Source organism: Marinobacter sp., from assembly GCF_041595835.1.
In the GTDB taxonomy this organism is placed as follows: Bacteria; Pseudomonadota; Gammaproteobacteria; order Pseudomonadales; family Oleiphilaceae; genus Marinobacter.
Genome location: NZ_JBFHJO010000004.1, coordinates 38679 through 52313 on the forward strand (window position 1 = coordinate 38679; position 13635 = coordinate 52313).

A 13635-nucleotide genomic window follows, 5' to 3' on the forward strand; every position below is an offset into this window, starting at 1 on the left:
CCCTTTTTTTTCACTACGGCCAGCCCCGGCCGTAAGGAGCAGACCATGAAAAAGCTGAATGACACCCAGTTGAACGAACTTCAGAAGGATTTGGATACCATTCGCAACGACGTACTGGCCGACCTTGGAGAGCGGGATGCCAGACACATCCGCAACATGGTTCGGCTGCATCGTAAGTTGGAACTTGGAGGCAGGGTACTGATGCCCTTCGGCTTCATTCCGCCGGTCTTTCTGGCCGCTACCGCCTCTTTGGGTATCGCAAAAATTCTCGAGAATATGGAGATTGGCCACAACGTAATGCATGGCCAGTATGACTGGATGAACGACCCCAGCCTGAACTCGCAGACCTACGAATGGGACACCGTCTGCTCCAGTGCATCCTGGCGCCGCACCCACAACTTTGAACACCACACGTTCACCAATGTCATCGGTAAAGACCGGGATTACGGTTACGCCGTTTTACGACTGAGCAACGATGAACCCTGGAAACCCAGGCATCTGCTCCAGCCCCTGACCTATGCAGCTTTAAGTACTCTGTTTCAATGGGGTGTGGGCTTGCACGAACTGGAAACGGAAAAACTGGCCAGCGGAGAGCTAAGCCTGCGCGACAAGTTGCCATTCCTGAAAGAGGCTGCCAAAAAAGGGGGCCGACAAGCCTTCAAAGATTATGTATTTTTTCCACTGCTCACATTGCCTGTCGCACCGGTTGTTTTAGCCGGCAATGCCGGCGCTAACCTGATGCGAAATCTCTGGGCGTCTAATGTCATATTCTGCGGCCACTTCACTGAAGATGCAGAGACATTTACCGAAGAAGAGTGCGAAGGGGAAAGCAAGGGCCACTGGTATCTCCGGCAGCTCACAGGCTCATCAAATTTTACCGGCGGTAAATGGCTGCACGTACTCAGCGGCCACCTGAGCTACCAGATTGAACACCACGTCTTTCCTGATTTACCCGCACACCGCTACCCTGAAATTTCAGAAAAGGTTCAGGAGGTGTGCCGCAAACATGGAATTCGATACAACACGGGTAGTTTCAGCAAACAGTACGGCACTGTGGTGAAGCGAATACTTCGTTATTCCCTGCCGGAGCCAGGGTTTTCAGGCCAAGGCTAAGCAATCTGCAGAAGCCGGAGCAACTGAGACTCCTGCTTACCCTGCACCACATCGGCAAGCGTATAGTTATCCAGCACGCTAAGGAAGGCTTGCAGCGCTTCGTCAAATATATTCCTCAATCCACAAACAGGTGTGATTCTGCAGGTATTGTTCCCGGAAAAACATTCAACAAGGCTAAGATCTTGCTCGGTTTCTCGCACCAGTACACCTATATTGACATCTTTCTGGGCCCGGTGAAGGCGCATGCCGCCTTTCTTGCCGCGAACGGTTTCTATGTATCCCTTCTTGTTGAGTTGATGCACCACTTTCATCAGGTGGTTTTTGGAGATACCGTAACTGTCAGCAATTTCCTGAATAGTCGACAGGCGGTCGCCATCCTGTGCCGCAAGGTAAATCAGAACCCTCAGAGAATAGTCCGTATAACGGGTAATGTGCATGCAACACTCCAGAATTTTGGAAACATTAGTAAGATGGCCGGGTCACCATATAAACGGCGACGACCGATAAAAAAAGCCCGGATATAACAAGAACCAGCAGAGGCGACCCAAGTAGCAGCAACACACTCCAACTGACAGCCATCATGCTGCAGGCCAGGATTTTAGCTCTGGCCGGTATTGCACGGTGATGTCGCCATTGTTCAATCGCCGGCCCGAACCGAGGATGCCTTTCAAGCCATTGAGCAAAAGCCGGTGAACCTTTACTCGCAAAGTAAGCTGCCAACAGTACAAAAGGCGTTGTTGGCAATAACGGCAAAACAACACCCACTACCGCCAGCCCCGCTGATATGTATGCAAGAATCCGGAATCCGGTTTTACCTGATTGCACAGCCATAGCACAAGCCTCAAGACTGTTTGCTTATAACCTAATTCTACTATTAATTGATGCGTAGGTCTGCACCGCGAGCGAAGTCACTACACCTCTGATAGCACGGCCAGCCACGTGTCATACGACCCTACGACACCTTCCTACTATTAACATTTATTTTCTATCCATGTTATAGATGTAAATCAAAATAGTCGCAAGAACTAACATCGCCGGGGTCAATCCACCGAAATCCACGCATTCGTAAAAAACGGAGATCGACTCTGGCGCAGGCTTTGGCATACTGAGCAATCAATGCAGCGCCTGAGCACTATAAGGATCATCACTATGTCCCACTCTGGACTAAAAGACCGCTTCGGCCGCACAGTGAATTATGTTCGTCTGTCAGTGACCGATCGCTGTGATTTTCGCTGCGTGTACTGTATGGCAGAAGAAATGACATTTCTCCCAAGGGACGACATCATGTCTCTTGAAGAAATTGCTCAGGTTGCCCGTAATTTTGTTTCGCTGGGCACCAGGAAGATCCGGCTGACGGGCGGTGAACCTTTAGTCAGAAGGGGTATTCTCGATCTGGTCCGTGAAATCGGCAGCTATGGTTTATGTGATTTTGCCATGACGACTAATGGCAGTCATCTCCCTGCCCTGGCAGATGAACTGCGTAAGGGCGGCCTGCACCGGCTCAATATCAGCCTGGATTCTCTGAATGCCGAAAAATTTCATGCCATAACTCGTACAGGAACGCTCAGCCAGGTTCTGGATGGCATTGATGCAGCCCGCGAAGCCGGATTTGAGAAGATCAAGCTCAACACGGTGGTGATGAAGGGGCGCAACGATGAGGAGATTCCTGATCTGATCGCGTTTGCCCGCACCAGAAATCTGGATATCACGTTTATTGAGGAGATGCCCCTGGGCAAAATTTCTGAGCATGACCGTGGGCTGGCTTTGTGCACGAGTGATGAGGTGCGATCAATCATCGGTCAACATCATGAACTTAAGTTGACGGGTGACGATACCGGGGGGCCAGCCCGTTATTACCGGATGCCCGACAGTTCTATTCGAGTCGGATTTATTTCTCCTCATTCTCACAATTTTTGTTCTGCCTGCAACCGGGTTCGGATGACGGTAGAAGGGCGACTTCTGTTGTGCCTGGGGAATGAGCATTCGGTGGACTTACTGCAGATTTTGCGTGAGCACCCCGGGGATGATGAGCTGCTTCGGGAGGCAATGATTGCAGCGATGGATTTGAAGCCAGAGCGGCATCATTTTTCCAGTAAAGGCGATGTGGAGATTCTCCGGTTCATGAATATGACTGGCGGCTGAGATTTAAACCTCTCTTATGATGCTTCTGTACCCCCGCGCATGAATGCGCCGTACAGAAGCGTCATAAAGCGAAATCAGCGCTGATTCAATGCTCTACAGCATGATCACCAGCCATGTGTTCCATTTCGTGCTCTTCATGCATACCTTCCATCGCATCCATGTCATGGCCACCATGCATGCTGTGCATAGCCATGCCTGAGTTCAGGTGGTCCATGGTAATGTCTTCGAATGCCAGCACCTGGCCTCCGTACTGGGCGGCAAAATCGGTTGCGCTGGCTTCCGAGGCAAAGGAAGCCAGGGTTGGGCCCATCGCTCCGGTGCGTTCGGAACCCACTACATAAAAGGCTTCACGGGCGTCGATCAGGTGGGTGTCTTCCGGGTGATCCCACTCAGTCTGAGCCATATTATGAACATAGAGGGTGTGATCCCGATTTTCGTTTTCGGGCTGAAGAAACCAGGCGAACATGTCTTTCGTTGAGCAGAATTTGCGGATGTTCTGCTCGCGTTCGGTGAACGCCTGGCCTTTGGGCCCAGGGAAGTTGGTGATGACCATACCGCAGACATGGCACTCGTCACCGGATTCGAAGTGGACCGGGTCAGGCTTGGCCAGGGTTTCTTCTTCTGCGCCAGAGCAGCCCGCCAGTGTGACTGCGGCCAGAGCGGCGATCAGCCATGTTTTGATTGGGGTTTTCATGTGTCGTATTTCTCCGGTCTGAATTATATTTTTCGGTTTTTGAACAACAACAGTGCACCCGTCAGCGGGACAGCGCACCATAGAGCAAGGCCAAGCCAAAGGCCGCCAGCGCCGATGGGTAAATCGGAACCTAAACTCAACACACCGCTTAGCTGTCCGCTATCACCGAAGGCGACGATGTTGAGCAAACGGTAGATATCTGTGGGGTTGAGCATGAGCAGCCAAGGCAGCAGTTCGGGATTGAATTTACCTTCGCTTGCAACCAGCACTCCTAGCAGTACCAGGTCAAAAATAAGGACAAAGAAGAACCAGATAGCCAAGGACATGCCGGCGGCGACAGGCTTCTCACTGACCCGCACACTGACCAGGTACGCCAATGCAATGAAGCCCCACCCCAATAAGATGGTGGAGCCGATAAAGCGTCCCATGGCTGCAGCTAACGCACCAATAGCAACGTCCTCCACTAATAACGCGATGGCAACACCGGCAACCCCGAAGCCAATAACGGTCGCCGAGGCCAGAGTCAGGCCATGGCCGAGAAATTTACCGAGTAGCAATTGGCTTTTGCTCAGGGGATAGGTCATCAGTAACAACAACGTGCCGCCTTCTTCTTCTCCCACGATAGCGTCGTAGGCAAGTAACAGAGCAATCAAAGGAATCAGGAAGATACCCAGACTCGCAAGGCTGGCTATGGTGGCTGGCGTGGAAGCATAGCCTACCTGGCCAGATGCTGCCGCGCCAAACCAGGCAATGCCCAGCGCCAGAGTGGCAAACACAAGAGAGATCGCAACAAGCCAGCGGTTGCGGAAACTGTCGCTCAGTTCTTTTCGGGCGATGGTCCAGATAGCATTCATTGGGCCGCCCCCCGGTGTGCCAGGCCACCCGAGCCAATAAAGTGTACGTAAATATCTTCGAGGCTGGGCTGATGAATCCCCAGATCAGCCACTTCGCCAGAATTCATCAGAATTTTGATCAACTCCATCTTGTCGTTCGGTCGGACATCCACCAGCAAGCTTCCGTGATCATGTTTCACCACCAGGCCAGTGTTCACCTTGGCCTGCCCCATCACCGCTTCCAGATCAGCCAGGTGACCGGCCGGCTGTACTGTAAGCGTCACCGGCATATTGGCTTGCTGCCGTAGTGATGGCAGGTCACCCGCGGCCTTCAGCGTGCCGTCGGTCAGAATAGCCGCACGGTCGATATACGGCTCTACCCCCGGCAACACATGGGAACACAACACAATCCCGGTGCCGTCATCCCGAAGGCTGCGCAGCAAACGATACAGGTCGGCTGTTGCAACCGGGTCCAGGCCGACGGTAGGCTCGTCCAGCATCAGCAATTTCGGCCTGCCCAATAATGCCTGAGCAAGCCCTAACCTCTGGCGCATGCCTTTGGAATAGGTTTTAGTGCGAGCGTCCATGGCATCATTCAGACCCACCTGTTTCAGCAAGTCCGGCACCTGGTGCAGAGGCGCACCCTTGAGCCGGGCAAAGTGGCGGAGAATCTCGCGTCCGGTAAGTTGCGGGTAAAACATGACGTTCTCCGGCAGATAACCAATATGCTGGGTAACCTGCGGATCTCCGGCTTCACCGCCGAGTACGGTCACCTTGCCGACTGTTGGCTTCATCAGCCCCAAAATCAGTTTGATCGAGGTGGTTTTTCCCGCCCCGTTATGGCCAAAAAGCCCGAGAATCTCTCCTGGCTTCAGCCGCAGATCAACACCGTGCAGCACCGTTGCTTTGTCGTAACAGTGGCTGACGTTCTCAAGTTGAAAACAGTTCATCGGATCTCCGATTGCATATACTCGGGAATTCGCATCAAAGGGTGAGGGTCACTAACACCGGCAGACTTCACCACGGGAAATGCATTCTGAACCCAGCGCAGGATATCCACTGACGGACTGAACATCAGTACCTTGGCTTCCGGGTATTTCCATAAAAGGCGATCTACGTTGTCATTGGGCTCGTAAGGGACGTCACCCAGGCCATCCTGGTTACGATCCCAGCCCAGATAGTCGCTCCAGAAATTTCCTTTACCATCCTTCGACCACGCCTGAGTGCGGGTCGCCACGTATTTCACCTGCCGCTCGTTGTTCACAAACGCATTATCAAACACATCGTTGTCTTCAGAGCCTGCCGTCAGGTGAATACCGATATTGCTGTCCGCAAACAGGTTGCCCTCAAAAACGTTGTACAGAGAGTTGTAAATAAAAACGGCTTTACCCTCTCCCCCGGAGAGCATCACACGCCCGCCCTGACCTTCCGACACGCCAATGACCACGTTACGGCGTAGCTTTGAGTTGGTGATGAAATTCATCAAAATGCCGTAGTTCTCGTCGTTTTCAGAGCGGTTATTCAGCACCGTCAGATACTTACTCTGCATCAGTGCATACCCCGTGCGTGTACCCCGGGTCACGTTACCTTCCAGCAGGTTATGCATCGAATACATATAATGAATGCCGTAACGCAGATCCGTCATCAGGTTGTTCCGGATCTTGTTGTGGTTGGCCGTTTCGATATAAATCGCATCCCGGGTCTGGGAAATATCATTCCCCTCAATTAACGCTCCGGTAGTATTAAACAGGTGAATGCCATTCCCCCGGTCCTGAGACCGAATACTGATTTCCCCACGAATGTGATTGTTCCGCACCGTGACATCCGGCGTTGCATCCAGCCATACGCCAAACGCTGGCCCCTGAAGGTGGTTATTCTCAATCACTGAACCCCGGGCCTCCCGAGCCACAAAGATCCCGGCATCCAACGTGTTCAGATCCCTACCCCAGTTCTGCACCCGGCAGCCAGAAAGCGTCACTTCCTCGGCCAGTATATCCACCGCATTCCCCTGCCCGGCACCATCAATTACTGTTTCCGGAACACAAGACACCGTTACCCCAGGCACTCTGATAGCCAGCGACGAAAGTGTTTCAGGCGGAAGCTCGATGGACGAACCCGGTTCAAGGTTATCGAGCTGTTCTTGCAGGTCCGCGTTGGCGGCAAGCGATAAAAGAGCGACTGACAGGGCCACCCCATAACGCAATATTTGGTACATCTATGTTTCTCTAAAAAGTGAAAACCGAAGGCACGCAACACAGTGCGGCAATCCAAGCGAAAAGCCCTTTCCAAAAATGTGCGCAGCCATGGGAGCGGTTTTTGGAAAGGGCTTTTCGCTTGGGTTACTACTCCAAAGCACAGATACAGGGGCCCGAACTCCGGGCCCCCATTCAAAGAGAAGCGAATTAAGCCTTCTCTACCAACATACGACCACCCATTTCCATGTGCAGCGCATGGCAGAACCAGTTGCAGTAGTACCAGTACACACCAGGCTTACCGGCAGTAAAGGTCACAGATGAAGTCTGCTGAGGACTGATCTCCATGCTCACGCCGTGGTTAACCATACAGAAACCGTGAGTCACGTCTTCGATGGTATCAAGGTTGGTCACATACACCGTAACCTCATCACCTTCCTTCACTTTAAACTCAGTCAAACCGTACATGGGGGCAACAGAGGTCATGTAAACACGAACCTTGTTGCCGTCACGGATAACCTTGTTATCAGCCTCCAGAGTAATGCCATCTTTCTTGGCCTGCTCACGACAGCTGGCAAAGAACGGATCCTGACGATCATAGATTTTCTTGGTCTTGATCTGATCACGACGAACCAGAATACAATCGTGCGGTTCGGCGAAGGTTGGGCCATCGTGGACCAGCTTCATTTCTTCGCCAGAGATATCGATTAACTGATCGTTTTCCGGATGCAACGGGCCAACCGGCAAGAAACGGTCTTTGGAGAACTTGGACAGAACCACCAGCCACTTACCGTCAGCATCTCGCGATTCGGTCAAAGACGCGTGGTTGTGACCAGGCTGGTAATGAACATCCAGCTTCTGACGAATATAGTTCACCTTCTCGCCGTTGTAGTGCTTGATCGCGTCTTCAATGTTCCACTTACAAACCTGACTGTCGATGAACAGCGTGGTGTATGCGTTGCCACGACCATCAAAGGTTGTATGCAGAGGCCCAAGCCCCAGCTCTGGCTCCGCAACGATGGCATCACGCAGCCCGATCTTGTCATCGAACAAGTCATCCAGTTTATCGATTGCAATCACAGAAGCGGTTGGAGACAGTTTGCCGTTAGCAATGAAGTACTTGCCATCAGGAGACGTGTTCAGACCGTGCGGGTTTTTAGGTACAGGAATGTAACGGGTGAACTCAGACTTACCGCGACCATCAACAACAGGAACCTTAGAGTCACCAATGGTTTTGAACTTACCAGCCTTAACAGCAGCAGCAATGCGTTCAATATTGAACACGACAACCCAGTCACGGTCGTTACGCATGGTGCCAGCCAGATCGATGGCCTTCTCTGAGTTGTAGCATGTAGAGGCTGCGTATTTACCCGTGTAGTCGGCATCGGTGTTATCCAGGTTGCCGTCTACGATGACCTGCCACGCTACTTCCATAGTCTCAGCGTCGATAGCACTGAACATGGTGTAGCTGTTTTCCAGGCTGTATTCGCTGCCGTCATTCGGCTGAGGAATAACAAACTCGGCATTACAGAAGACATAGTTCGTACGAGGCACTTTCTGCAGCCGCAGACCGTGAATAGCCTGAACGTTAGGGACATGGGTAATTTTGTCTGTTTTCATGATATCCAGACGAATACGGGCTACCCGGGTGTTGGCTTTATCGTTGATGAACAGATACTTGCCATCGTAACGACCATCTTCCATAGAGATGTGCGGGTGGTGGCAGTCACCGTTCAGATACTGGCGATCGCCGCCAATAATCTCTTTACTTTCATTAGTAATGCCCCAGCCCGTAGCGGGGTCTACGTTGAACACTGGAATACGCATCAACTCACGCATGGATGGCACACCAAGAACACGCACTTCGCCTTGGTGGCCGCCACTCCAGAAACCATAATACTCGTCCAGCTCACCCGGCTCGATGTGGACCTTGTTCTTGGCTTCCTGGGCTGCAGCGGCAAAGGCTTCGCGGCTCATGATTGACGTACCAAGTCCCGTCGCGCCTGCAACACCAGCCAGTGCCGCAGCGCCCATAAAGCGGCGACGACTGAGACCGCTGTCCGGAGCCTCCGGCGTGTCGTTGCTCAGTTCATCTCTTTTCTTCATAGCGTCCAACTCCATTATTAGTTATGGCGGTTTAGCTTCTCATTCCGTCCGAAACTCTTAGTGGTTCCGGTACTTACCCGTGCACCTGAACGACCGGGATTTCCTCCGGGCGCCCTGGCGCATTCTGGCCTCGCCGTTTACCACGGCGTTTCACAATCAGTGGCGGGCACTTATTGTCATCAAAATAGGTCATCTGACAGTCCAGACAGTAATGGCACTCCATGTAATTAATGGTGCCATCCGGGTGAATCGCCTGAACTTCACACTCGTGGTCGCACAAGCGGCATGGGTTACCACATTCTTTACGACGCTTGAGCCAATCGAACACCCGAAGCTTGGTCGGCAGGGCCAAGGCAGCACCCAGCGGACACAAGTACCGGCAGTAAACTTTGCGGGTAAAGATGTTCACTACCAGCAACAGCGCTGCGTATGTAACAAAAGGCCAACTACGGTCAAAATGCAGCGTGATGGCCGTTTTAAACGGTTCGATTTCAGCCATTTGCTCCGCAGCCCCTAAAGACTCAAGAGAGATGCCAAAAAGCACCAAAAGAATGATGTACTTGATGGCCCACAAGCGCTCATGCCACGCAAAGGGCACGGTGTACTGGGGTACTTTTAACTTCCGGGCAATTTCATTTATCAGTTCCTGTAAGGCACCGAACGGACAGAGCCAGCCACAGTACACAGCGCGTCCCCAGAGCAACACGATCCCTGCAACGACAGACCAAAGCACAAACAGCATTGGGTCAATCAGAAAGGTTTCCCAGCTAAATCCGGCAATCAGACTGTTTACGAAGGTCAGCACGTTCACGATGGAAAGCTGACCCAGCGCATACCAGCCAATAAAGAACAGGGTATATGTCAGGAAGCCATGGCGAATCCAGCGCATCATCTTCGGTTTCTTAACCAGCCAATCCTGGAAAAACAGGATGAACAGCAGTACGGCAATACCAAGGCCCAGAGTAATAATCTGGAACTCCTTCTGGTACCAGACCTGAACCCACAGCGGCTGATCTTCCAGCCACTCTTCTTCAGACACGACGGCCTCAGCACGGGTGTAGTACTGATCAGGCAACTGATACTCCAACGGAACCACGGCAAATTCACTGTCCAGCGGACCTGTCTGGCGTTTGATTGTCAGCTCCAGTGACCAGGGCGTGCCAGGGTCGAAGTTGTATTGTTGACGAATGATGTAAATCGCCATTTCCGGAAGCCGGGGCATGCCCTCGATATAAACATCGCTGAGCCGGTAATAGTCCAGATCACGGAAGTTGAAGGTGTCACCGAATTGGCGAATCTGCACCCGGTCAAAAATGCCGCCGCGCACATAACCTGAACCACGGAAAGAATAAGTGCCATCCGCCATAACGGCGATCGCGTGTTCGCCGTCTTTCAGCTCAGACATTAACCACTCGTACTGACTGTCTCCCAGCAGATTGCGACCGATGGAAGGTACGTCGAGGTAGGTTGCATACAAGTCAATAAACGTATCATCACGCTGGTCGGGATCTGCAGTATCGATACCTTCCGCAGGGCCGCCTTTGAAAGCATCATCGACCATGCCCCGGGTCAGCAGCATTCGCCGGATGGAACCGTCACCAGTTAATGCTTCCCAGTTCTTCTTTTCAAAAACGCTCTTATCGACCTCAGCCAGGGGAGGACGCTTGCTGTCGGCAGCGACTTCAATAAGCCCCAGCTCACCCCCTACCCGATGAGCCGTTTTCATGATCACTTCATTAATGACCATGACGGTCACCGTCGCCCCCGACAGACCATCCACCGCAACACGGCGCTCTGATGATTTACCACCCACAGTTACGCGCTGGTCTGCCTTCAAACCGGTATATTGATCTGTAAAGGCATGCATTTTTGCTTCGGGAATACCGATAAGAAGTATCGGCTCGTTGTGATGAATAACGCGGGCCCCCTTGATGGCGCCGGTGGTATCAAGCACCACCATGACGTTAAGAGGCTTACCTGAATAAGCAGGTGTTTGCACAAAGTCGAGAGTCTGGTAAGCAAAGCCTACAAGCTCCTCACCAGCATAAAGCTCCTGGATTGCCCGATTATCTTCACGGGGCTGGAAGTCGGTGACCTCCGGCATCGCTTTCTGAATGACCTGGCGTCCTGAAATCGGCTCGTAATTCTTTAACGGCATAGCCATAACTGCCGATGACACCATCATCAGCAGTGCAAAACAGAAACGTAATGCGGTAATCACTTAAACCCCCAACTCATATCGAATACAACAAAGGGTGGATTAAATGCTTGAGAAAAAACATACCTCTATTTGAATAGCTCAGCTAAATTCAGAGGCCTCTCACACCTTAAACTTCTTGCCCCTACTGACTGAGAGCAACCAGACGCTTCGGATCAGAAATAAACAATTTGCTGCGATTTACCCGCACTAAGCCGCTTGATTTGAGATCTGCAAGAATGCGAGAGAATGTCTCCGGCTGCATCGCCAGGCGAGAAGCCACCAAACACTTGGGCAGTGGCAATTCAACCTCTCCTCCCTCATTCACACCGTTGGGCAGCAAATCAATGAGATAGCGTATTAAACGATCCCGAGCATTCTGAACCGTCATGATTTCCAAATCATGAAAGCGGGTAACCGCACGCATGGCGTAATGCCGCAAAGCAGCCTGAGCATATATCGGGTTCTTTGTCAGAAGATCCTTGTAGGCGCTCACCGGAATCATCAGCACCTCACTGGATTTCAATGCTTCGGCGTAACACGCGTACTTTGGCGGGTCAGCGTAGATCATTGTTTCGGCGAAGCAGTCACCCGGTGCTATGCTGTCGAGCGTGCGATCAATGCCTGAAGAGTCCAGGCGGTATAAGCGCAGGCGGCCAGAGATCACAAAGAAAAAGTGGTGGGCAGGCATCCCTTGCCGATACAACAGCTGGTGATGCCCAAGCCGAATACGACGGGATTGTTGAACCACACGTTCCAAATCATCGGTATGCATTGAATTAAACAGTGTATGACTGCGCAAAGCCTTTAGGCCGTCGCCTTCATTCATAAAATTATTCACAGCAACAAGGACCGGCTTTCTGGCTTGATTGTCGGCGATTTGTGTTGCGGCCATGGTCGTATCCTCTGCGCTTATTCATGTATTCAGAATCTTGTTTTTTGATACTAGAAGGATAGGTTGTAAAAAGCGCTCCCCCGATGGGGGTATAAATCACATATCATCCTCAACATTTGACTTAACTCAATCGTTTGTAAAACTAACCAACTAACAATCTTTTAAAACCTTACTCACCCATCACACCGAATATCCCGAGCCAGCATCAGTAAACTTCCACTGAATAAAAGAAATAAAATCATGAAAACCGCCGTAGATATTCCCAACCACTGGTAAACGGCGCTAAAAAGAACGGGCAAGACAAAAGCCACGGAACAGGCTGCTACTAATAAAAAACCTGCAAATAATGCTGCTTCAGCCCGGTTTGCCAGAATCACCATGCGCTGAAGGCTTCCCATCGCACACCCCATGGCAACACCAAGCACTACTACGAACGCAGCTTCAAACACGAGGGGCAAAACAAACTGAACCTCAATAACACCCCCTCCCCCTCGGACAAACAACGTCACGTGAGAGAATGACAGGCCTGCCAACGCCAGCAGGCAGACAATCAAGGCCCGGGCAGCCACCTTCGTGCTACCGTAATGATCCGACAGGCCGCCACCGACAATTTGTGCAAGAGCCCCGGGTATCACAAACCACTGAGCTAAACTTGCGCCGGCACCCAAGTGCAGCCGGAACTGAGCAGAGAGAAAGTCAGGCAGCCACAGAGCCAAGGCAAAAAAACTTCCTGCAACAACACCAAAATAGAGACAAAGCGATAAAGCCCGCCCATGACAGAGAAGAGAGAAGAGTTGCTGAAAGGGCGTTTTGAGGGAGGATTCCCGAATTGACGGATCGTCATCCGTCACCATCACTAGCAAGGCGAGAACCAACAACAAGACCAACAGGTAAGCCAAGGGCACGCCCTGCCAGGAATAAGCGTTATGAACCAGTGGCACCAGATAGTAAGTGACGCCAGCACCGGTTACTCCGGCACCGAATATGCCCAACACCAGCCCCATGTACCGGGTTTCACAGTGGCTGGTAACAAACTGCAAACCCGCACTGTAGAAACCACCAGCTAAGCCCAGGCCACTGGCGGCAATCAGATATCCCGAAAAACTGTTGGCAACAAGCAGCAACAGCATGCATAAAGCCAGGCCGGCAAGGCACCACAGCATGACCAGGCGGGCACCGTACCTTTGCGCAGCCAGGCCGGCTGGAATAGCCAGTAGTGCACTCACTGCCATTGGCGCCGCCAGCAATACACCAAACTGCAAACTACTTAACGCAAGCTCAGCTCTCAGGTGAACCCCCACCACAGCAAACAGGGTCCAGCAGCCGGCCGCAACAATAAATCCTGTCACCGCAAGCGGCAGGATAATCGCCAGCGATGCAATCTTGTCATCTTTCCTTTCTTGTTGTGCCAGCATTCCCTTACCCTTCTGAAAGCCACCCGTCAGTTTCAACTTTTGCTGACA

Annotated in this window: 12 protein-coding genes; 2 read left to right on the top strand and 10 right to left on the bottom strand. The window is 51.9% G+C overall.

What is annotated here, in order from left to right:
* Positions 1 to 45: 45 nt before the first annotated feature.
* Positions 46 to 1113 carry a fatty acid desaturase gene (locus tag ABYA77_RS02870; RefSeq protein ID WP_372964437.1) on the top strand — a complete coding sequence of 356 codons (1068 nt, stop codon included), beginning with the start codon at positions 46 to 48 and terminating at the stop codon, positions 1111 to 1113.
* Here ABYA77_RS02870 and ABYA77_RS02875 read toward each other — a convergent pair.
* Positions 1110 to 1550 carry an Rrf2 family transcriptional regulator gene (locus ABYA77_RS02875; protein ID WP_372964438.1) on the bottom strand — a complete coding sequence of 147 codons (441 nt, stop codon included), beginning with the start codon at positions 1548 to 1550 and terminating at the stop codon, positions 1110 to 1112. The two genes, ABYA77_RS02870 and ABYA77_RS02875, sit on opposite strands and share 4 nt — an antisense overlap.
* 25 nt (positions 1551 to 1575) lie before the next feature.
* Positions 1576 to 1944 (bottom strand): YbaN family protein, encoded by a 369-nt coding sequence (locus ABYA77_RS02880; RefSeq protein ID WP_372964439.1) that lies wholly within the window; start codon positions 1942 to 1944, stop codon positions 1576 to 1578.
* Between the two features lie 318 nt (positions 1945 to 2262).
* Between ABYA77_RS02880 and moaA the strand changes: the two genes are divergently transcribed.
* Positions 2263 to 3255 carry a GTP 3',8-cyclase MoaA gene (moaA, locus tag ABYA77_RS02885; RefSeq protein ID WP_372964440.1) on the top strand — a complete coding sequence of 331 codons (993 nt, stop codon included), beginning with the start codon at positions 2263 to 2265 and terminating at the stop codon, positions 3253 to 3255.
* Between the two features lie 85 nt (positions 3256 to 3340).
* Here moaA and ABYA77_RS02890 read toward each other — a convergent pair whose 3' ends face one another.
* The 8 genes from ABYA77_RS02890 to ABYA77_RS02925 form a co-directional block, all read right to left on the bottom strand.
* A complete protein-coding gene (locus tag ABYA77_RS02890; protein WP_372964441.1) occupies positions 3341 to 3949 on the bottom strand; it encodes a nitrous oxide reductase accessory protein NosL in 609 nt (202 codons plus the stop codon).
* A gap of 23 nt (positions 3950 to 3972) precedes the next feature.
* A complete protein-coding gene (locus tag ABYA77_RS02895) occupies positions 3973 to 4803 on the bottom strand; it encodes an ABC transporter permease (protein WP_372964442.1) in 831 nt (276 codons plus the stop codon).
* Positions 4800 to 5732: an ATP-binding cassette domain-containing protein gene (locus ABYA77_RS02900; RefSeq protein WP_372964443.1), complete on the bottom strand. Its 933-nt coding sequence runs from the start codon at positions 5730 to 5732 to the stop codon at positions 4800 to 4802. Before ABYA77_RS02900 ends, ABYA77_RS02895 begins: the two co-directional genes overlap by 4 nt.
* Complete coding sequence (locus tag ABYA77_RS02905) at positions 5729 to 6997, bottom strand: nitrous oxide reductase family maturation protein NosD (RefSeq protein ID WP_372964444.1); 1269 nt, start codon at positions 6995 to 6997, stop codon at positions 5729 to 5731. The genes ABYA77_RS02900 and ABYA77_RS02905 overlap by 4 nt, the downstream gene beginning before the upstream one ends.
* 187 nt (positions 6998 to 7184) lie before the next feature.
* On the bottom strand, positions 7185 to 9080 hold the full coding sequence (gene nosZ, locus ABYA77_RS02910; RefSeq protein WP_372964445.1) for a TAT-dependent nitrous-oxide reductase: 1896 nt from the start codon (positions 9078 to 9080) through the stop codon (positions 7185 to 7187).
* Between the two features lie 73 nt (positions 9081 to 9153).
* Positions 9154 to 11265 carry a transcriptional regulator NosR gene (nosR, locus tag ABYA77_RS02915; RefSeq protein WP_372964533.1) on the bottom strand — a complete coding sequence of 704 codons (2112 nt, stop codon included), beginning with the start codon at positions 11263 to 11265 and terminating at the stop codon, positions 9154 to 9156.
* 157 nt (positions 11266 to 11422) lie between these two features.
* Positions 11423 to 12172, bottom strand: a complete 750-nt coding sequence (locus tag ABYA77_RS02920) for a Crp/Fnr family transcriptional regulator (protein ID WP_372964446.1) — start codon at positions 12170 to 12172, stop codon at positions 11423 to 11425.
* Between the two features lie 173 nt (positions 12173 to 12345).
* Positions 12346 to 13587: a nitrate/nitrite transporter gene (locus tag ABYA77_RS02925; RefSeq protein ID WP_372964447.1), complete on the bottom strand. Its 1242-nt coding sequence runs from the start codon at positions 13585 to 13587 to the stop codon at positions 12346 to 12348.
* Positions 13588 to 13635: the final 48 nt, after the last annotated feature.